We start from the raw sequence: 19,858 nt of genomic DNA, 5'->3' as shown, positions 1-19,858 counted from the left end.
ATCGTCTCTCGTTCTGACCATAGCCGAGCTAAGCTGAATGCGCGTGCTGATTTCCCGCTTTTCTCGCTATCAGTGCCCCGAAGTCATTGAGTCACCCAGATTCAAATAATACGGCCGGTCACGGCCCCTTTTTCTGTAAACGCTTGTCCATAACGTCAGTAAGCCGCGCCTGTCGGGGGAACAGCTATGCCGTTTAAACATATCCTATTGCCACTCGATAGCTCTTCACTTGCCGAAGAAGCTGTCGCACATGCCATCACCCTGGCCCGCAGCAGCGGGGCGGACATTCACCTGCTACATGTACAGAAATCGCCCTCCCATTCCGATGAACACTGTACCGACCCGGTGGAGTGGCGTTTGCGCAGGGCGGAATTGCGCAGTTATCTCAAGGGGCTCTCCGATCGGATTGCCGAGCAAAAAATAGAGGTGACGCTTTCCATCGTTGAAGGCCGCCCGGCGGAGCAGATTGTCGAATACTGTGAAGAGCACGATATCGACCTGATCGTAATCACTGCGTTCGGCAAGGGGGGTATCAGTCGCTTCGACTTCGGCAGCACTGCACAGAAGGTACTCAGTGGCTCCGGACGCTCGTTTATGGTGGTACGCCCGGTGGGAACGCCGCTGGGAGAAGGGGAGACCGACTATCAGCGGATTCTGATTTCCATGGATGGGTCTCCGCGGTCAGAGTGGGTTGCCTGTCAGATTGCCACGCTGATGCGCGGGCAAAAAGTGGAGATAATCCTGTTACAGGTAATCGCGATACCGGAGATGCCCCGCCGTATGCCCATTACCAAGGAAGAGCATGCCACGCGGGAAAAGTTCGTGGAATGTAACCGGCGCGCCGCTGAAGCTTATCTGGAGGAAATCGCGCGACAGCTGAGGAATGGCATCAAGGTGACGCCGCAGCTGCAGATTGCGCAGAATATCGCAGAACATATCTATGCGACTGCGGCCCGGGAGAAGGTGGACCTGATCGCCATGAGTGCCCACGACTGGCAAAGTGGTGCCCAGCAGGTCACTGGCACGGTCTGTCACACCGTGATGTGCCAAAGCGATCTGCCGGTACTGGTCTTTCAGGATCTCCCGGAAGCCCAGCTACAGGCATTGCGAACCGGTGCCCATATTTGTGAAATTCGTCATCCAACACTTTCTAACGACAGCTCAGCCCAACAATGAAACTGCGACGCGGAAATACCGATCGAATCGGTCGTGCGCGCAAGTTTTTTTCGCGCCGAGCACCATCCCAAAAGTCTTCGAAGCATAAGCCAACACCGGTCCCGGAAAACTCAAATGAGCATCTCGAGGATCGCACGGAAGAAATTGCGACCCTTGCGAAGCGCCATCGCCACCTGATCAGCGAGCGAGAGAAGTTCCCGCTGAAATCCTATCTGCGGCACCTGGAAGCCGACTTTCAGGCGGTATACCGCCAGCTGGCCGCGCGTGTAGAAGCGGGAGAAAAGGGGACCCGCAGTGAAGAGTGGCTGCTGGACAACCGTCATGTAGTCCAGGAGGCACTGGAGGTGGTGCGGGAGTCTGTACCGCCGAAATACCTCAAGCAGCTGCCGAAGATCGCTGGTGAAAACGAAAATACGGAACTGCGGGTCTGGTCCCTGGCTACGGCACTGGTGGGGGATGTCAGGCAGCCACTGGATCTGGAGTCTGTTCACCATCTGGTAGATCGGTACCAGGAAGACACCATCCTGACCACCGGTGAGTTATGGGCGCTGCCGGCAGCACTGCGCCTGAGCCTGCTGCAGAAGTTGGCAGACTTCGCGGAAGAATCCCTGAAGACAATCGCCCAGCAGAGGGAACCGGAAAGCGTCGGCATCGCCAGTGCCATTATCAGCCTGCGTGAGTTACGTACCTATGACTGGCGCCATTTTGTCGAATCCCTGAGCCGCGTTGAGCGAATTCTGGAAACGGATCCGGCGGGTGCTTATATCGATATGGACTTCGCCACCCGTGACCAGTACCGGGGTGTGATCGAACAGCTGGCGCGCGGCAGTGATACCGCCGAACACCGTATTGCCCAACGTGTGATAGAGCTCAGTGATCAGGAGACGGATGACAGCAGGCGGCGACATATCGGTTATTATCTGATCGGCGAGGGGCGGCCATCGCTCGATGCAGCGGTCGATTTCAAACCGGGTTTTCAAAGACGGGTACAGCAGAAGGTATTGCACAACGCTTCCACCGTCTACTTCTCCACCCTGGCCGTTTTTTCTATCCCGCTGCTGATCGCGCTGGCGGTCTTCCTGCTCGTCAGTGATGTATCTATCGTACTGACGTTGCTCGCGGTTGCCATCGCCGCTGTGCCAGTCGTGGGTATTGCACTGTCATTGGTCAACGGGCTGATTACGCACAGTCTGCATCCACACAAACTGCCCAAAATGGACTTCCAACACGGAATACCGGACGCATGCCGAACCGCGGTGGTTATGCCGGTGCTGTTTGCAGATTGCGATGACGTTGAGCGTATTCTCCAATGCCTGGAGATGAACTATCTGAACAATGATGACCAGCAATTGGCTTACGTGGTACTCAGTGACTTTGCCGACGCCGGGAGCCAAACGATACCCGCTGATGAGGCGCTATTGCAGTTTCTGAAGGACGGCGTCGACGCACTGAATCAGCGTTACAGCGGGGACGGCGGACGGCGGCCATTTCTGTTGTTGCACCGGGAAAGGAACTGGAATGCCGCGGAAAAGTGCTGGATGGGGTGGGAGCGCAAGCGCGGAAAACTGGTTGAATTCAACCGCCTGCTGAAAGGACACGAGGATCATAGCTTTACCACCCAGGTTGGTGATTTTGATCAACTGAAGGGCGTTCACTTTGTTATTACCCTCGATGCGGATAGCCATATGCCGCCAGCAACGGCGGCGCGGCTGATCGCTACCATGGCGCACCCCCTGAATCGGCTGGTGATCGACAGCGAAGGTCGGCGGGTCATCGCCGGCCACGGATTTTTACAGCCCCGGCTCGAGATTGACCCAGCCGGCGCAGAAGAAACCGTGTTCAGTGAGATCTTCTCTGGTGATCGAACGGTGGACCTCTATACCCATGCGGTTTCCGATGCGTATCAGGATCTGTTTGGAGAGGGTATCTTTGCCGGCAAGGGTATTTACGATCCGAATGTATTTTCACAAACACTCGCTGGGCACCTTCCGGAAAACACCATTCTGAGCCACGACTTGCTGGAAGGGGCAGTGGGCGGTGCGGCGCTGATTTCCGATGCTGTATTTTACGAGCAGTATCCCCCCAATCTCGTTGCACTGCTGAAGCGATCCCATCGCTGGATGCGTGGGGATTGGCAGCTACTTCCCTGGCTGCGTAAACGGGTCACATTGGATAGTGGCGAAAAGGTAGCCAACCCTTTACCCGTCATCCAACGCTGGAAAATCCTCGACAACTTGCGCCGCAGTCTGGAAGCCCCCGTATTACTGGCACTTTTTGTGCTGGCCTGGTGCGGCTCGCTGCCCGGTAGTTCACTGATATGGACAGTCGGATTGCTGCTGGTTTCCGCAGTGCCTGTCTGGTCGGAGCTGCTTTCGATATTGTGGCAGACGCTTGCGAATCTGCGGCGAGCACCCCTGCGGTTACGCAGCGCCCCCGCAATATTGCGACAGCGCGTTATGCACTGGCTGATGTCTCTGGCCATTTTGCCAGTACAGGCGCTCAACGCGCTGGATGCAATCCTTCGCACCCTGTTCAGAATGGGTATTTCACGTCGCCATCTGCTGCAGTGGACCGCTGCGGCACAGGTTAATCGTTCCGTCAGTACGGGCCTTCTGGGTAGTCGACGCTGGCGTGCGTTATGGATCGCGCCAGCCCTCGCGATTGGACTTATCGCCTGGCTAATTTGGTCACAACCGGGAAGCCTGCTTGCGGCCGCACCGTTTCTTATCGCCTGGTTGTTATTGCCAAAGTTAATTCACCACATCGATCAGCTACGCACCTTCGAGAACCAGCAACTCGGGGAGGGCGACAAGGGAGACTTGCGCCTGCTTGCGCGGCGCACCTGGTACTTCTTCGAGCATTTCATGGGCCCGGATGACCACTGGCTACCACCGGACAACTATCAGGAAGAACCGGTTGCTGTTCTTGCCCGTCGTACGTCGCCGACCAATATCGGGCTGGGAATTTTGTCCAACCTCAGTGCCTATGATTTCGGGTATCTCGACCTGACCCAGCTTCTCGCTCGGCTGAATAATACCTTCGATAGAATGCGGGGCCTCGAGCGCTATCGCGGCCACTTCCTCAACTGGTATGAAACCCGTGAACTCCACCCGTTGAATCCGCGCTATGTGTCGACGGTGGACAGCGGCAACCTGGCGGGCAGTCTGCTGACGCTGGCGAGTGGACTCGAAAATCTGGACACCGTTCCCCTCAGCGGCCGTCAGCTGGTGCGGGGGATCGCCGATACGCTGGGTGTGGTCGGTGAAACACTTCAGTCGACAAATCCCGAAGCGACGTCCACGGAAGTCCGCGAAATCACTGCCCAGATTACGCTATTGCGCGAAAGACTCGAGATCAGGGTGGAGGAGGATTTATGGTGGGAAGTCATCGACGATATTTACGAGCGCGAGGTGCCGGCATTACACGAGCGGGTACTCGCGCTGATTGAGCGAGATGAGAGTTTCAGTGCGGAATCCCTCGGTCGACTGCGTCACTGGCTTGACGAACTGCACCAGCATGCGGTGGCCGCGCGGCGCTATCAGGAAAACCTGGAGCCCTGGCTACGGCTGATGAAAGCGCCGCCGGTGGCTTGTCGGGAGCAGGGTAGCCAGGCCGCAGAAAGCTTTCGTGCGCTGGCGCAGGTCCTTGATGGCCCGATCGCTCTGAAAAACCTCGAGCAGACATGTGCGCGTGCCGTACAACAGCTGCACGGTTTAGATCAGGACCTTGCCGCCGTCAGTGACGAGCAGCGAAGCAGCGCAGAAGCCTGGAGTAGCAGGCTGCGCACTGCACTGATGATTGCCCAGGAGAATGCGGGGATCTACCGTAACGATCTGCACCGGCTGGCGGCACGCGCGCGGGGATGGGTCCATGAAATGGATTTCGCCTTTCTCTATGACAAGCAGCGGCATTTGTTCCATATCGGTTATAACGTCAACGACGCATGTCTCGATGCAAACTACTACGACCTGCTGGCATCGGAATCCCGTCTTACTGGATTTATCTCTGTAGCGAAGGGCGATGTACCGGCACGGCACTGGCAGCACCTGGAACGTCCTTTCCGACGTATCCGTGGCCGTGTGGTGTTGATGTCCTGGAGCGCCACCCTGTTTGAATACCTGATGCCGCGGTTGATGATGGAGACGCCGGACCACAGTCTGATGGGCCGAGCCTGTCGCAGTGCGATTGAGGTGCACAGGGAGTTCGCCGATCGCTTTGGGGTACCGTGGGGGATTGCGGAATCCGGGTTTTACGAATTGGACAGCCATCTCCACTATCAATACCGGGCATTTGGTGTGCCGGGTATCGGTTTCCGCCGGGATCTCGGCGAACGACTGGTAATCGCCCCGTATGCCTCGATGATGGCGCTGCCGTTCTGTGCCGACAAGGTCATGGAGAACCTCGGCCAGATTCGCAGCCATGGTGGCTACGGCCAGTTCGGTTTGCACGAGGCCATCGACTTTGGGCGTACCGCCAAACCGGCACCGCGCCGCGCGCGCACGGTGCGCTCCTATATGAGCCACCACCAGGGCATGATCCTGCTAGCGATCAATAATTTCCTGCACGATGACGTCATGTTGCAGCGTTTCCACAGTGATGTGCGTATTGCCGGCCTGACGCCGCTATTACATGAGCGTCTGCCCGCTGCGCCACCGGCGCTGAAACCCTGGAAACGCCCGGGCGTTGTGCGCACCTTCCATGCTGAAGTGGTACTGGATACGTGGAGCACCGAACCCGCCCGAAACTACCCACAGTACAACCTGCTCGCCAACGGGCACTATTCACTGGTAGTGGCTGCCGATGGCGCCGGTGGAAGCTATTGGGACAATATCGCCCTGACCCGTTGGCAACCAGATCCAACCCACCATCAGTGGGGGCGCTACTGTTACGTGCGTGATCTCGACGACGATGTGCTGTTTTCTGTGGGGCTGGCTCCCTGCGGCGGAGACGCGAACCGTTGTACCGCGTCATTTTCGCCCCAGGGCGTCGAATTGCAGCGTCGCGAGGCCGAACTATTCTGTCGTCTGCATATCGCCGTCAGCTCCCAGCACGATGTCGAAGCGCGGCGCCTGGTCATCAAGAATGAGAGCAACCGCGAACGACGCCTCCTGTTGGCAGACTTTGCCGAAGTCGTGCTGGCGCCGGAGCGCGAAGACCTGCGACATCCCGCATTCGCCAAGCTGTTTGTTGAGAGCCAATACCTGCCAGAAGAGCAGGTAATGATTTACCGTCGGCGGCCTCGCGGTAGTAACGAGAAACCCATATACATGGCAGTGAGTGTGTTGGTCCAGGCCGACGTACGTCACCGCCTCGGCTGGGAGACGGATCGCACACGCTTCCTCGGCCGTGGCGGATCGCCGGTACGGCCACAGGCAATCGCCGCAGGCCTGTCCGGTTTTACCGGTATGACGGGCCCGGTACTGGATCCGGTGATTGCCGCAGCGCAGGAAGTGAGGGTGCCGCCCCAATCGGAAATTGAGGTGGTATATCTCACCGGTGTCAGCAAGTCCCGTCAGGAACTGCTGGCAACGTTGCGTGCCTACCGCTCTCGCCCCAAAGCACGCTGGGTATTTGATCTCGCCCGTATGCAGACGGAGCAGGAGCTGCACAATCTGCATATCACCGCCGGCGCGATGCGCTGGATGATGGAACTGTTGTCTGTAGTACTGGCGCCGCTTGGAGGCCTGCGGGCGCCGTCAAGGGTGCTGGCGCAAAGTCATCATATTCAGCCCGGCTTGTGGAGCCGGGGGATTTCCGGTGATAACCCGATCCTGCTGGTGCATATCACCAGCGAACAGGAAATCGATTTCGCGCAGTCAATTTTACAGGCACATACCTACTGGTGTGGACGGGGCATTGCCGTCGATCTCGTCATCATTGACGAAGAGTCCGCGGGCTATGAACAACAGACCCGAGACCGCCTGCAGGAAATGATTATCGATATTCGCGGTCGCACTTTGCGCAAATTATCGGGGTCTGTGGTGATGGTGCCGGGCCAGGAACTGCCAGGAGAAGAGCGGATGCGCCTGTTGTCAGCCGCACGCGCCATTCTCAGCTCTTCCGCGGGCACCGTAGCGCAACAATTACAGGGCGCAGCCACGCTACAGACTCAGCAACAGACGTTGCCGCCGTTTGTTCCCGTTCCCCATGGTGATGGATCTCCGCACCAGACACCCGCACTGGAACGTCCTGATGATCTGTTGTTCGACAATGGGCTGGGTGGTTTCTCGGCAGATGGTCGGGAATATGTATTGCATCTGCAGCCGGGCCAGCGACCCCCGGCGCCGTGGGTGAATGTCATTGCCAACCCGACGTTCGGTTGCCTGGTTTCGGAGGGAGGTTCCTGTTGTACCTGGAGTGGTAATAGTGGCGAGCACCGCTTGAGCGCGTGGAATAACGACCCGGTACGGGACCCCAGCGGAGAAGTGCTCTACCTGCGGGATGAGGAAACTGCGGAGGTCTGGACGCCAACGCCCGCGCCCCGGCCGGCAGACGCTCCCTACCAGGTGCGCCACGGCGCCGGATACAGTGAATTCCGCCACAATAGCCACGGTCTTGAACAGGCCTTGCGGTTTTACACCGATCGTGAAGCACCGGTTAAATTCGCCCGTCTTACCTTGCGCAATTGCTCAGAAAATCCGCGACGGCTGACCGCCACCTATTACGTGGAGTGGATCCAGGGCCTGGTGCGGGCAGCAAGCTGGCCGTATTTGGTAAATGAATTTGATTCCGAGCACAGCGCGCTACTGGCCCGCAATGCGTTCGTACCGGATGCGAAACCCGGCATCGCGTTCCTGACGGCCAGCTTGCCGCCCCACGGGTTGACCACAGATCGTCACGAATTCCTCGGCAACGCAGTGAGCCTTGAAGCGCCGGAGGCACTGTTCCGAATCGGTCTGTCGGGGCGGGTACAGTGCGGAGGCGACCCTTGTGCGGCGTATCAGGTGCATATTGATCTTGGCGCCGGCGAAACCCAACACGTCTATTTCGTGATGGGTGAGGGGGAAGACAGGGCGCAGGCGCTTGCGCTGGCCGGAGAATTTCGCACCCCGGAGCGCGCCGAGTCCGCGCGGGCAGACTTCGAGGCATTCTGGGAGGAGTATCTCGGCCGTGTACAGGTCGAGGTCCCGGACAAAGCCACGGAACTGATGGTAAATCGCTGGTTGCCGTACCAGACACTGGCCTGCAGATTGTGGGGACGCAGCGGCTTTTACCAGTCCAGTGGAGCCTTCGGATTTCGCGATCAATTGCAGGATGTGCAGGCGCTGTTGTGGACCCAACCGGAGTGGACCCGGGAGCATATCCTGCGGGCCGCTTCGCGCCAGTTCCAGGATGGTGATGTTCTGCACTGGTGGCATGAAAACCCGTTGCGCGGCGTGCGCACCCGGTGCTCTGACGACTTACTGTGGCTGCCGTTCGTCACCGCCCAATATATCCGTACCACCGGAGACTACGACATCCTCCATGAACCGGTGTCCTATCTGCGGGGTGCGCCACTGCAAAAGGACGAGCACGAGCGATACGCCGAATTCCATACCAGTGACGAATCCGGCTCTCTGTACGAACACTGTTGTCGCGCTATCGAGAGAGCGAGTGCCGTAGGACCGCACGGCCTGCCGGTCATCGGTAACGGGGACTGGAATGACGGCTTCAGCCGCATCAGTACCACTGGTCGCGGGGAGTCCGTGTGGATGGGCTGGTTCCTGCTGCGTGTGTGTCGCGACATGTCGCCCTTGTGCGAGTACATCGGCGATGCCGGCCTGGCAGAATATTACCGCGCGCTGGGGGAAAATTTCCGCGACCAGGTAGAGGAAAGCGGCTGGGACGGCGCCTGGTACAGACGGGCCTACTACGATGACGGCACGCCCGTCGGTTCCAAGGAAAGCGATGAGTGCAAGATCGACCTGATTGCACAGGCGTGGTCGGTCCTCGCGCAGGAAGCCCCCACCGATCGCGCCCGACAAGCCATGGCCTCTGCCTACGAGCACCTGGTACAGGAAGATGCACGGCAGGTCCTGTTGCTGAAGCCGGCGTTCGATAAAACCAAGAAAGATCCGGGATATATCAAAGGCTACCCCCCTGGAATCCGTGAAAACGGAGGCCAGTACACCCATGCTGCTACCTGGTCGGTGTGGGCCGCAGCTGGGCTTGAGCACAGCGCGCGCGCCCACCATCTGTTCAGTCTGATCAACCCGATTACTCATACCGATACCCCGGAGGGTGTACAGCGCTACCGCACCGAGCCCTATGTGCTCGCGGGCGATGTTTACGGTGTGCCGCCACATGTGGGGCGGGGCGGTTGGACCTGGTATTCCGGCGCTTCCGGCTGGCTCTATCGCGGCGCCATGGAAGTATTGCTGGGAGCGAAAATTCTCAATGGCGATCGACTGGAAATAGAACCCTGTCTGCCGGAATCCTGGCAGACTTTTAAGATGTCACTTGCCTTCAAGCGCAGTCGTTACGATGTCGAGGTGGTGAACTGCGGCGGGTCTCCCCGGGAGATTGCCGAGCTCACATTGGATGGCGAACGGGTAGGTGGGACTTATATTCCACTGAAAGATGACGGACAGCATCACAAGGTGCGCTGGGTGTTCGAGGTGGTCCCAGTCGCGGTCACGGACACCGAGGAAGTCTGACTCGGTACGTGGTGATCAAGCGTGTCACATGGCTTTAAACAGCCGCTCGACGTCGGGCTTTTGGCAAAGCTCGGTGCCTTCGGTCATCACCGCGGCCGCTCCGGCGGCGACACCAAACCTCGCTGCCTCAGGCAGAGTCATGTCCTGGCACAGCCCGGAAATCAGCCCGCCCACTACGGCATCGCCGGCACCCACTTTACTGCGCAGGCGCACCGAGGGTGCTGCGATCCTCTCCAGTCGGTCTGCGGTGGCCAGTAGAATACCGCCACGGCCCAGGGACAGGATCACAACCTCGGTCCCGTGTTGCGCGATGATTTCGCGGGTGGCGCGCTCGATAGAGGCATAATCGGACAGCTCGGCACCCACAAGCTCCTCCATCTCACGTACATTGGGTTTGATCAGGTAGACCCCTACATCGAGCGCACGGCGCAGCGCTTCCTTTTTGGTATCCACGATAATCCGTATTCCGTGCGGCACTGCGCGCAGTAAATCCTCGAACCAAACCGCGGCTGTGCCCTCCGGCAGGCTTCCACTAAACACCACATAGCGCACGGAACTTGGAATTCCTCGTATCTGCTGTATCCAGCGTTGGCGCTCGGTGTCTGCGAGCAGGGGGCCCGGCATCCCGAAGCGGAACAGATTACCGCTGGTCTCCTCCCTTACAATCAGGTTTTCCCGTGTCGGGGCATCAATGGGAATCGGCTTGTGGGAGACACTTTCTTCATCAAGGAACCGCGCGAGTCGCTGACCATTTTCCCCACCGCAGCTCCAGTAAGCGCACACGTTAGAGCCCAGTCGGCTCGCCACCCGCGCCACATTGATGCCACCGCCGCCCGGATAATCTCGCACGTTCGAGCAGGAGAGTTTGCAATCGGGAAGGATTTGTTCGACGGAGACAGTCCTGTCTATACAGGGGTTGAGGGTAATGGTGACAATTGTCATCGACTTTCCCGACCGGCGTGGAAGCAGGGGACCCGCTCGCGCCTTTTGACTAGAGCATTCGCGTGATCATATCGACGCAACGTTGTGAGAAAGCCCATTCGTTGTCGTACCAGGCGAGTACTTTAAGGAACTTGTCGCCCACCATATAGGTGTCTTTGGTGGTGATAATGGCGCTGTAGGGTTTACCGACAATGTCGCTGGATACCAATTCGCGGTCATCCACCGCCAGGATGTCCTTTAGCGGGCCTTCCGCCCAGTGTCGGAACGTATTGTTGACCTCGTCGACATTAGTGCCTTTATGCAGCGTACAGGTCAGATCCAACAGGGAACCGCATTTGATCGGTGCTCTTACCGCGCAGCCGTGTAGCTTGCCAGCCAGCGTCGGCAGAATCAGACCGATGGTGGTCGCGGCCCCCGTGGTGGTGGGCACCAGGTTTGCCGCTGCCGCCCGACCTCGCCGGAGCTTGCTGTTGTGACCATCAACCAGATTCTGCGAGGACGTATAAGCATGGATAGTGTTGATCATGCCATGCTCTATCCCGAATTCGTCGTTCAGGACCTTGGCCACCGGCGCCAGACAGTTCGTCGTACAACTCGCAGTGGAGATGATGTTATGCCGATGGCGGTCGTAGCGGTGGTCATTGACGCCCACCACGAAGTGACCGTCGATCATGCTTTGACCGGGCGCCGAAATCAGAACCTTTTTCGCGCCCGCGGTGATGTGTTTTGCGGCTCCTGCTCTGGTGCGGAACATCCCGGTCGCATCAAAAACAATATCGACACCTTTCTCCCCCCAGGGAAGCTTCGTCGGATCGCTTTCCCCGGTCACCGAAATCGTCTGTCCATCAATTGACAGGACGCCATCTTCACCGTGCACCTTCAGGCCCCGGGTGTGGTAGGTGGTATCAAGTTCCAGCAGATACGCCAGCTCCTTTTCACTGGCCAGGTCATTTACGTGGACAACCTCCAAACCGCCGTGATGTGATTCAAGCGCAATTCGGAGTACTTGTCGGCCGATACGGCCCAGTCCATTGATGCCGATTCTCATCGTTTATTTCCTGCTATCTGCGTGTATTACGGCAATTGTCATCTGTCTCCTCTCAAGCCTGACCGATGGTTCCTACACTCAGTCTAAATAATAGTTGTGTATGCGTTAGTACAGCCAACCACACAGCTGTAAATACGCGCAGAGTTTTACGGTGGGGACCTCGTGACGACACAGGATTATGTACTACGCGCTGAGGATCTGGAGCTGCTTATCCAGGCCATCCGGGTGCGAGGTCACCAGGTAATAGGCCCAACAGTAAAAAACGGGGCTATCACCTACGGAGAAATTCACAGCAGTGTGGATTTACCGCAGGGCTGGTCGGATCAGCAGGAAAAAGGCTTCTACCGACTAGCGTCGAATAATTCTCAAGCCTATTTTGCCTACGCCGTGGGGGCAGGATCCTGGAAACAGTTTCTGCAGCTGCCCAGACGCCAGGTCTGGCAGGCGCGCAAATCCGATGGCGGTCTGAACTTCGTAGAAGTCGTCGACGTAGCTCCACGTGTCGCATTTCTGGGTGTACGTAGCTGTGAGCTACACGCTATGGAGATTCAGGACCGGGTGTTCTCCGGCGTGCAATTCCAAAACGAAAGCTACACCGAGCGGCGGGGCAATGCGTTCGTGATCGCAGTCAATTGCACAACCCCCGCTGCAACCTGTTTCTGTACGGCGATGAAAACCGGACCAGAAGTGACCTCGCCAGCAGATCTCACGATGACAGAAGTGATCAGCAGTGAGGAACACTACTTCCTGATCAAAAGCGGCTCCCAACAAGGCAGTGAAATACTCGGAGAACTGCCGCTAATGCCCGCCACCGAGAGAGAGCGGAAAGCTGAAGAGGGGGCTTTACACGACGCTGTTCAACAAATGGAAACCGGGCCTCGGCAGTTCGATAACTCAGACGTGAAGGATTTACTGTATCGAAACTACGAGAGCCCGCTGTGGGACCAGGTTGCGGATCGCTGCCTTTCCTGTGCCAATTGCACCATGGCGTGTCCCACCTGTTTCTGTTCTACAGTAGAGGACACCACGGACCTGAGTGGTGACATTGCAGAGCGCTGGGAGCGCTGGGATTCCTGTTTCACAGGAGAGTTCAGCTATATCACTGGCGGTTCCGTACGTCCGGATACGAAAAGCCGGTATCGTCAGTGGATGACCCACAAGCTTGCCACTTGGCACGATCAATTCGGAAGTTCGGGCTGTGTCGGCTGCGGTCGCTGTATTACCTGGTGCCCGGTCGGTATCGATTTCACGGAAGAAATACACAAGATGCGCGAGATGGAACAATCATGAAGAGCATGTCCCAGCTATTACATGAGCACCCGTTTTTTAGTGAAATGGAAGCGGAGCATCTCGACTTCATTGCTAATTGCGGCGAAAACCATATTTACAATGCCGGGGAGTATATTGCCCGAGAAAATGCCCCGGCAGATCACTTCTTCCTGATCAGGGATGGCCAGGTTGCGGTAGAGTGCTACGTGCCAAATCACGGGGCGCTCTGCCTGCAGACCTTACACAGCGGTGATATCTTCGGCTGGTCCTGGTTATTCCCCCCTTATCTGTGGACCTTCGATGCGAAGGCCATGGATGAGGTGCATGCAATTCGCCTTGACGGCAAGTGCCTGCGGGAAAAGTGCGAAAGTGACCCGCAAATGGGCTACCAGCTGATGAAGCGATTCGCCCGCATTATCAGCGACCGGGTAAAGGCTACCCGCGTGCAACTCATGGATGTTTACGGCCAGCAACGTCCGCCGTTAGAAGGCGAAAAATGACACCGGCACTGTTCCGGGTGCGGCGTCGCAGTGAAGAGTACGCGGGTACCTTCACGCTGGATATCCAACATAAGGAAGGCACTCCACTTCCGCGCTTCGAGCCCGGTCAATTCAATATGCTGTACGCATTTGGCTGTGGTGAGGTCCCGATTTCCATGAGTGGGAAAGCCGAGGACAGCGGCGGATACGTGCACACAATCCGGACCCACGGACTCGTCACCCAATCCCTGGAGCGCTTGCGCGAAGGAGATTTACTCGGGGTGCGAGGTCCATTCGGCCAAGGCTGGCCGATGCATAAAGCCGATGGCAAAGACGTGTTGATCGTGGCCGGCGGGTTGGGGCTGGCGCCACTGCGGCCGGTGATATACAGCCTGCTCTCGGGCGCCCAGACTTGTCGCAGCCTGCGACTGTTTTACGGTGCCCGGCGTCCTCAGGAAATGCTGTATACAGATGAACTCCGCAGTTGGGGCGCACAAATCCAGCAGGTTCTCTCTGTAGATCATGCGGATGACGCCTGGAGTGGCGCGATTGGCGTTATTACCGGGCCACTTGCAGGCACCGAGATTGATTGTGATAACACCATTGTCTTCCTCTGTGGTCCCGAAGTGATGATGCGGTTTTGTATCCAGACACTGACGGGCAAAGGTATTTCGGATTCTGCAATCTATCTGTCCATGGAACGGAATATGAAATGTGCCACCGGGCATTGCGGACACTGCCAGTGGGGACCGCAGTTCGTGTGTAAGGATGGGCCGGTATTCGATTACGGGAGCGTGAAGCAATGGTTCAACATTCGCGCGCTCTAGGCGCCGCGCCACCCAAGCCGAAGCTTGCCGTGTGGAAGTTCACTTCCTGTGACGGCTGTCAGTTGAGCCTGCTGGACTGCGAAGACGAATTATTGGCGCTGGCGGACAATATTGAGATTGCCTACTTCATGGAAGCGTCCAGCACCCAACTCCCCGGACCCTATGACCTTTCCCTGGTTGAGGGTTCCATCACCACCGCTGAAGAGCAACAGCGCATCCGCGACATTCGCGCCCAGTCCCGAGCCCTCGTCGCAATCGGTGCCTGCGCCACAGCGGGCGGGATACAGGCACTCAGGAATTTTGCGGACGTAGATGGATTCATCGCTGCGGTGTATGCCCATCCGGAATATATCGCTACTCTCAAAACCTCAACCCCTGTGAGCAGCCACGTGGCGGTCGATTTCGAGTTGAATGGGTGTCCGATCAATAAATATCAGCTGCTGGAAGTGATCAGCGCATTTTTGCATCGGCGCCCACCGCAGGTGCCAGCACACTCTGTATGTATCGAGTGCAAACAACGCGGCAATATCTGCGTGTGGGTAGCCCATGGAACCCCGTGTATGGGACCGGTAACCCAGGCGGGCTGTGGCGCTATCTGCCCCAGCTACCACCGTGGTTGCTACGGTTGCTACGGCCCAAAGGAAAACAGTAATACCGCATCCCTGTGCCACTGGTGGGAACAGGAGCTGGGTGCGGACAAGGCCACGGTGATCCAGAACCTGCGCAATTTCAACGCGGCGGCACCGGTATTCGATGCTGCCAGCCGCAATCGGGAAGGCCAGGATGACCAGGAGTAAGACCGTCAAGGTCGATTATCTCGCCCGTGTCGAAGGGGAGGGGGCGCTGTATATCAGCTACGACGAAGATGGTGTGCACGAGGTAAAACTCAAGATTTTCGAGCCGCCCCGGTTTTTTGAAGGTTTCATGCGCGGACGCGACTACCGGGAGGCGCCGGATATTACCGCACGCATTTGCGGAATCTGTCCCGTTGCCTACCAGATGAGCGCAGTCCATGCGATCGAGAATGCACTTGGGCTCAGTCTCTCTCCGGAGTTGCACGCCCTGCGACGCTTGATGTATTGCGGGGAGTGGATCGAGAGCCATACGCTGCATATCTATATGTTGCATGCGCCAGATTTCCTCGGGTATCCCAGTGGCGTCGCTATGGCCAAAGATCATCCAAAAACCGTGCAGGACGGTTTGAAGATGAAAAAGGCAGGTAACGAGATAGTGCGTTTGCTAGGAGGGCGTGAGGTCCACCCGATCAATGTGCGGGTGGGCGGATTCTACCGACTACCTACGAACCCCGAGCTGGCTGAGTTACGGGGCAAGTTGCTGCGTGCTAGAGAACTGGCCATTGAAACCGTACGCTGGGCGGCTTCACTGCCTATTCCGGACTTTGCACGGGCACCTGAAAATACCTATGAGTTTGTCGCGCTATCAGACCCGCAAGAATACCCGATGAATCGCGGACGTATCGTATCTACGCACGGGCTCGATATTGCCGCGCGCGACTACGATGATCACTTTTACGAGACACATGTCGAATACAGTAATGCCCTGCACAGTGAGCGGGTGGGGCGGGGAGCTTACTTCGTCGGCCCTATGGCCCGGTATAACCTGAATTACGAGCGGCTGTCACCGCTGGTAAAGCAAATCGCGGGTGAGGTGGGCTTCCCGTCTTTTTGTTCAAATCCCTTTGCCAGCATTGTGGTACGCAGCCTGGAAGTACTCTATGCGTTCGACGAGGCAGTGCGGATCATCGACAACTACCGGGCGCCACAAGCCCCGTATATTGACACAGCACCGAGGCCATCCACGGGGTGTGCCGCAACGGAAGCGCCGCGAGGCCTGCTTTTCCATCGCTATGGTATCGACGCATCCGGCGAAATAAATGATGCAAAAATCGTCGCCCCCACATCCCAGAACCAGAAAACCATCGAAGATGACCTGCGACTGATGCTACCCCAGTACATGCATCTCGCAGAGGCTGACCTCCAGGCCCGCTGTGAACAGGCCATTCGCAACTATGATCCCTGCATTTCCTGTTCCACCCACTTCCTCAAGCTGCATCTGGATCCGGTGAGGCCAGGATCGTGAGTGACTGGGCCATCATCGGCGTCGGGAACCGGTTTCGAGGGGATGATTCCGTCGGACCCTACGTTGTGCATCGCCTGCGCAGCCAGCTGACGCCATCCATTCCCTGCATAGAGAACAATGGCGACATGACCAATCTGATTGAGGACTGGAGAGATCGGCACGTCTGCCTTGTCGACGCAGTACAGACTGCAGCCTATCCGCCTGGGGAAGTGGTGCGTCTCAATGGTCTCAAACAGGATATTCCAGCGAGCCTCTGTCGTACCTCCAGCCACGGCCTGAATATTGGCGAAGCGCTGGAATTGGCAAAGGCATTGGAGGCCATGCCGGCACACCTCGATATCTATGCAATCTGTGGACGGGATTTTTCATTCAGCGCAGGTCTGTCGGCGCAGGTGAAGGCAGCGGCGCAACAGGTGATGCGGGAAATTATTGAAAAAATACAGCTACAGACAGGAGGTCTGTAATGCACGAACAGTCACTCATCAGGAATCTGGTGAATACGATTCAGGGGCTCGCAGCGGAAGAAAACGCCCGCGTGTTGGCCGCTAAACTGCGGCTGGGCGCGCTCGCGCATATCTCGGCTGATCATCTGCGTGAACACTTTGAGCGGGAAACCGACGGAACAACCCTGCAAAACTTGCGGTTGGACATTGTCGAGCAGTCGGATATCCATCATCCCGAAGCCCAGGACATCATTCTGGAAAGTCTCGAGTTTCAAGCGGACGATGAACAACAAAACCCGTGAGCGACGCCGCTTACAACTCACCGGTATTGTTCAGGGGGTTGGATTCCGGCCGTATATCTATCGCCTGGCAGGGCGTTACGGCCTGTGCGGATGGGTCGCCAACGATACCGCGGGCGTTAGCCTCGAAGTACAGGGGAGCAAACTTCGTCTGCGCAGGTTTACTCAGTGCCTGCCGCGGGAACTGCCGCCCCATGCAGAAATCCACTCCCTGACCAGCGAACAGATACCGCTGCAAGAAGATACGGGATTCACCATCCGGGAGAGCAATACTCGCGCCGCTCTCGCAGCACTCATATTGCCGGATCTGGCGCCCTGTGATGCCTGTCTGCAGGAACTGTTCGATAAGCAAAACCGCCGATTCCGCTATCCCTTCCTTAACTGTACCCACTGCGGCCCACGTTTCAGTATTGTCGAGCGCCTGCCATACGATCGGGCAAATACCGCAATGGAGCGCTTCCCTCTTTGTCGAGACTGTCGCGCGGAGTACGCAGACCCCGGAAACCGCCGCTTTCATGCCGAACCCAATGCCTGTGCGGTGTGTGGGCCACAGTTGGCGTACTGCGCCGCGGATGGAACGCCGCTTGCCACCGGTGAAGCGGCCTTTCGGCAGGCGGCAGAAGCGATCCGAACCGGCCATATTGTTGCCATCAAGAACGTCGGCGGGTTCCAGTTAATCGCCGATGCCGCCCGGAGCGATGTCGTTGCAGGTCTCCGCCACAGGAAACGGCGTCCCCACAAGCCGTTTGCCTTGCTGTACCCGCACATAAACAGCGTACACAGAGACTGCTACGTTAGCGCGCAGGAAGAACAGCAGCTCCTTGCACCTGAGCGACCGATCCTAATACTGCGGGCCAGGTCAGTTGCGCGGGAAAACCTGTGCGAGCAGGTTGCGCCGGGCAATCCCAATCTCGGCGTGATGTTGCCCAGCTCACCGCTGCATTACCTGCTGATGCACGATCTGCCGCGACCGTTGGTTGCAACCAGTGGCAACCTCGCCGGAGAGCCAATCTGCATCGACAACCAAGAGGCATTGCAGAGACTGGCCCCGATTGCAGACGGGTTTCTGGTGCACAATCGGCAGATACTGCGCCCGCTGGACGATTCCATTGTTCGTGTGATGGATGGCCAACCTGTGATATTGCGTCGCGCGCGAGGGTACGTACCTCGTCCGCTCGGGCTGCCGGACAGGCCGGCACAGGGCGCCGAGATACTGGCCGCGGGTGCCGATCTTAAAAACACGGTTGCTGTTGCGCGCGGCAATACCGTATTTGCCAGCCAGCATATCGGCGACCTTGAGAATCGTATCGCCATGGCACACTTCGCAGCTACCGTTGATGACCTTACGCAATTGTACGGCGACAAGCGTGCCGACTTGGAAGCGACCCGTGTGACCTGTGATCTGCACCCGGGCTTCCTCTCTACCCGATGGTGCCAGGGGCGTGCTGGCCAGTTAATGCACGTACAGCATCACGTGGCCCATTTCTTTTCATGCCTCGCAGAGCATGCTGACCCTGGACCGGCACTGGGTATCTGTTGGGACGGGACGGGTTTCGGCGAGGACGGGACACTGCGCGGCAGCGAGTTTCTCTACTGGAACGGTGCCGACAAGGTGCAAAGGCTGGCGAGCCTGCGGGAATTTCCTCTGCCCGGGGGGGAACGGGCGATACACGATCCTCGCCGTACCCTGGCCGGGCTGTTAATGGAGCATCTCGGCCCAAATGCACTACATCCTGCGAGCGAATCTGGCGCGCTACTGCGGCAAAAATTCAGTGCGCAAGAACTGTCAAATCTCGCACGCATTCTGGCTGGAAAACTCAATACTCCCACTTGCTCCAGTGTCGGTCGGCTGTTCGATGCCGTATCCGTACTGCTTGGCCTCGTGGAAGCCACCACGTTCGAAGGCCAGGCGGCAATGGCCCTGGAGTTTGCGGCACAACAATCAGAGCACGGCACCTGCTACCCGTTTGCGTTGCATCAGGAGGGCGCTGTCTGGAAGCTTGACTGGGGTCCAATGCTTGCGGCCCTGATCGAGGACCAGGCAAGCGGAGCAACGATCCCCTACATGACCATCGCATTCCACAACACGCTTGCGCAGATGGCGCTTTCCGTAGCCATACGCTTTGCAGAGAACAAAGTCTTCCTGTCCGGAGGTGCGTTCCAGAACAAGCGGCTACTGGAAACAACCTCAAAACTGTTGCGCGACGCCGGGTTTCGGGTGCACAGCCATAGCAAGGTTCCCCCGAATGACGGTGGTATCGCTGTTGGACAGATTTACTACACCCGTTGTATTGGTAATAACACCGGCCCATCCATGGCAAATGGAAAAGCCGAGCGTGAAACCCAGTAATCAACAAGGTACCAGAGGAGGGTAGTCACCCGTGTGTCTTGGGATTCCCGGTCTTGTAGAAGAAATACTGAATAGTGAACCCCTCGAACGCAGTGCGCGGGTTCGGTTCGGCGGTATCAGCAAGGAAATCAATATCGCCTTTGTGCCGACAGCCGCGATTGGTGACTATGTAATCGTGCATGTGGGGTTTGCGATTAGTGTCATTAATGAAAGCGAAGCAAAGCGGGTATTTCGCTATCTAGAGGAAATCGGAGATCTGGAAGATCTCGAGTGATGTCACCAGGGGAAT

Annotated in this window: 13 protein-coding genes; 11 read left to right on the top strand and 2 right to left on the bottom strand. The window is 57.6% G+C overall.

Annotation, left to right across the window (positions count from 1 at the left end; genetic code table 11):
- Positions 1 to 186 precede the first annotated feature (186 nt).
- Both ACONT6_RS08400 and ACONT6_RS08395 read left to right on the top strand, forming a co-directional pair.
- Positions 187 to 1,176 (top strand): universal stress protein, encoded by a 990-nt coding sequence (locus ACONT6_RS08400; RefSeq protein ID WP_428821265.1) that lies wholly within the window; start codon positions 187 to 189, stop codon positions 1,174 to 1,176.
- Entirely contained in the window at positions 1,173 to 9,812 is an 8,640-nt protein-coding gene (locus ACONT6_RS08395; RefSeq protein ID WP_428821264.1) for a GH36-type glycosyl hydrolase domain-containing protein, read from the top strand. Before ACONT6_RS08400 ends, ACONT6_RS08395 begins: the two co-directional genes overlap by 4 nt.
- Before the next feature lie 24 nt (positions 9,813 to 9,836).
- On the opposite strand, the gene ACONT6_RS08390 is transcribed toward ACONT6_RS08395, so the two are convergent.
- Both ACONT6_RS08390 and gap read right to left on the bottom strand, forming a co-directional pair.
- A complete protein-coding gene (locus ACONT6_RS08390) occupies positions 9,837 to 10,754 on the bottom strand; it encodes a 1-phosphofructokinase family hexose kinase (protein WP_428821263.1) in 918 nt (305 codons plus the stop codon).
- 49 nt (positions 10,755 to 10,803) lie between these two features.
- Complete coding sequence (gene gap, locus ACONT6_RS08385) at positions 10,804 to 11,802, bottom strand: type I glyceraldehyde-3-phosphate dehydrogenase (protein WP_428821262.1); 999 nt, start codon at positions 11,800 to 11,802, stop codon at positions 10,804 to 10,806.
- A 162-nt stretch (positions 11,803 to 11,964) separates the two neighbouring features.
- Here gap and ACONT6_RS08380 point away from each other — a divergent pair, with 162 nt between their 5' ends.
- Genes ACONT6_RS08380 through ACONT6_RS08340 form a run of 9 tightly spaced genes read left to right on the top strand, consistent with a single transcriptional unit; the run spans position 11,965 to position 19,843 of the window.
- Positions 11,965 to 13,092: a 4Fe-4S dicluster domain-containing protein gene (locus ACONT6_RS08380; RefSeq protein ID WP_428821261.1), complete on the top strand. Its 1,128-nt coding sequence runs from the start codon at positions 11,965 to 11,967 to the stop codon at positions 13,090 to 13,092.
- Entirely contained in the window at positions 13,089 to 13,571 is a 483-nt protein-coding gene (locus ACONT6_RS08375; protein WP_428821260.1) for a cyclic nucleotide-binding domain-containing protein, read from the top strand. The genes ACONT6_RS08380 and ACONT6_RS08375 overlap by 4 nt, the downstream gene beginning before the upstream one ends.
- Complete coding sequence (locus tag ACONT6_RS08370; RefSeq protein ID WP_428821259.1) at positions 13,568 to 14,377, top strand: FAD/NAD(P)-binding protein; 810 nt, start codon at positions 13,568 to 13,570, stop codon at positions 14,375 to 14,377. The genes ACONT6_RS08375 and ACONT6_RS08370 overlap by 4 nt, the downstream gene beginning before the upstream one ends.
- On the top strand, positions 14,353 to 15,174 hold the full coding sequence (locus ACONT6_RS08365) for an oxidoreductase (protein WP_428821258.1): 822 nt from the start codon (positions 14,353 to 14,355) through the stop codon (positions 15,172 to 15,174). The genes ACONT6_RS08370 and ACONT6_RS08365 overlap by 25 nt, the downstream gene beginning before the upstream one ends.
- Positions 15,161 to 16,477: a Ni/Fe hydrogenase subunit alpha gene (locus ACONT6_RS08360; RefSeq protein WP_428821257.1), complete on the top strand. Its 1,317-nt coding sequence runs from the start codon at positions 15,161 to 15,163 to the stop codon at positions 16,475 to 16,477. Before ACONT6_RS08365 ends, ACONT6_RS08360 begins: the two co-directional genes overlap by 14 nt.
- A complete protein-coding gene (locus ACONT6_RS08355; RefSeq protein ID WP_428821256.1) occupies positions 16,474 to 16,941 on the top strand; it encodes a hydrogenase maturation protease in 468 nt (155 codons plus the stop codon). Before ACONT6_RS08360 ends, ACONT6_RS08355 begins: the two co-directional genes overlap by 4 nt.
- Positions 16,941 to 17,222 carry a hydrogenase/urease maturation nickel metallochaperone HypA gene (locus tag ACONT6_RS08350; RefSeq protein WP_428821255.1) on the top strand — a complete coding sequence of 94 codons (282 nt, stop codon included), beginning with the start codon at positions 16,941 to 16,943 and terminating at the stop codon, positions 17,220 to 17,222. The genes ACONT6_RS08355 and ACONT6_RS08350 overlap by 1 nt, the downstream gene beginning before the upstream one ends.
- On the top strand, positions 17,203 to 19,569 hold the full coding sequence (gene hypF / locus ACONT6_RS08345; RefSeq protein ID WP_428821254.1) for a carbamoyltransferase HypF: 2,367 nt from the start codon (positions 17,203 to 17,205) through the stop codon (positions 19,567 to 19,569). The genes ACONT6_RS08350 and hypF overlap by 20 nt, the downstream gene beginning before the upstream one ends.
- A gap of 31 nt (positions 19,570 to 19,600) precedes the next feature.
- Positions 19,601 to 19,843 carry a HypC/HybG/HupF family hydrogenase formation chaperone gene (locus ACONT6_RS08340; protein WP_428821253.1) on the top strand — a complete coding sequence of 81 codons (243 nt, stop codon included), beginning with the start codon at positions 19,601 to 19,603 and terminating at the stop codon, positions 19,841 to 19,843.
- Positions 19,844 to 19,858 lie beyond the last annotated feature (15 nt).

It is taken from the genome of Microbulbifer sp. MCCC 1A16149 (genome assembly GCF_050368945.1).
Classification (GTDB): domain Bacteria; phylum Pseudomonadota; class Gammaproteobacteria; order Pseudomonadales; family Cellvibrionaceae; genus Microbulbifer.
This window is presented reverse-complemented; position numbering and strand designations above follow the sequence as displayed.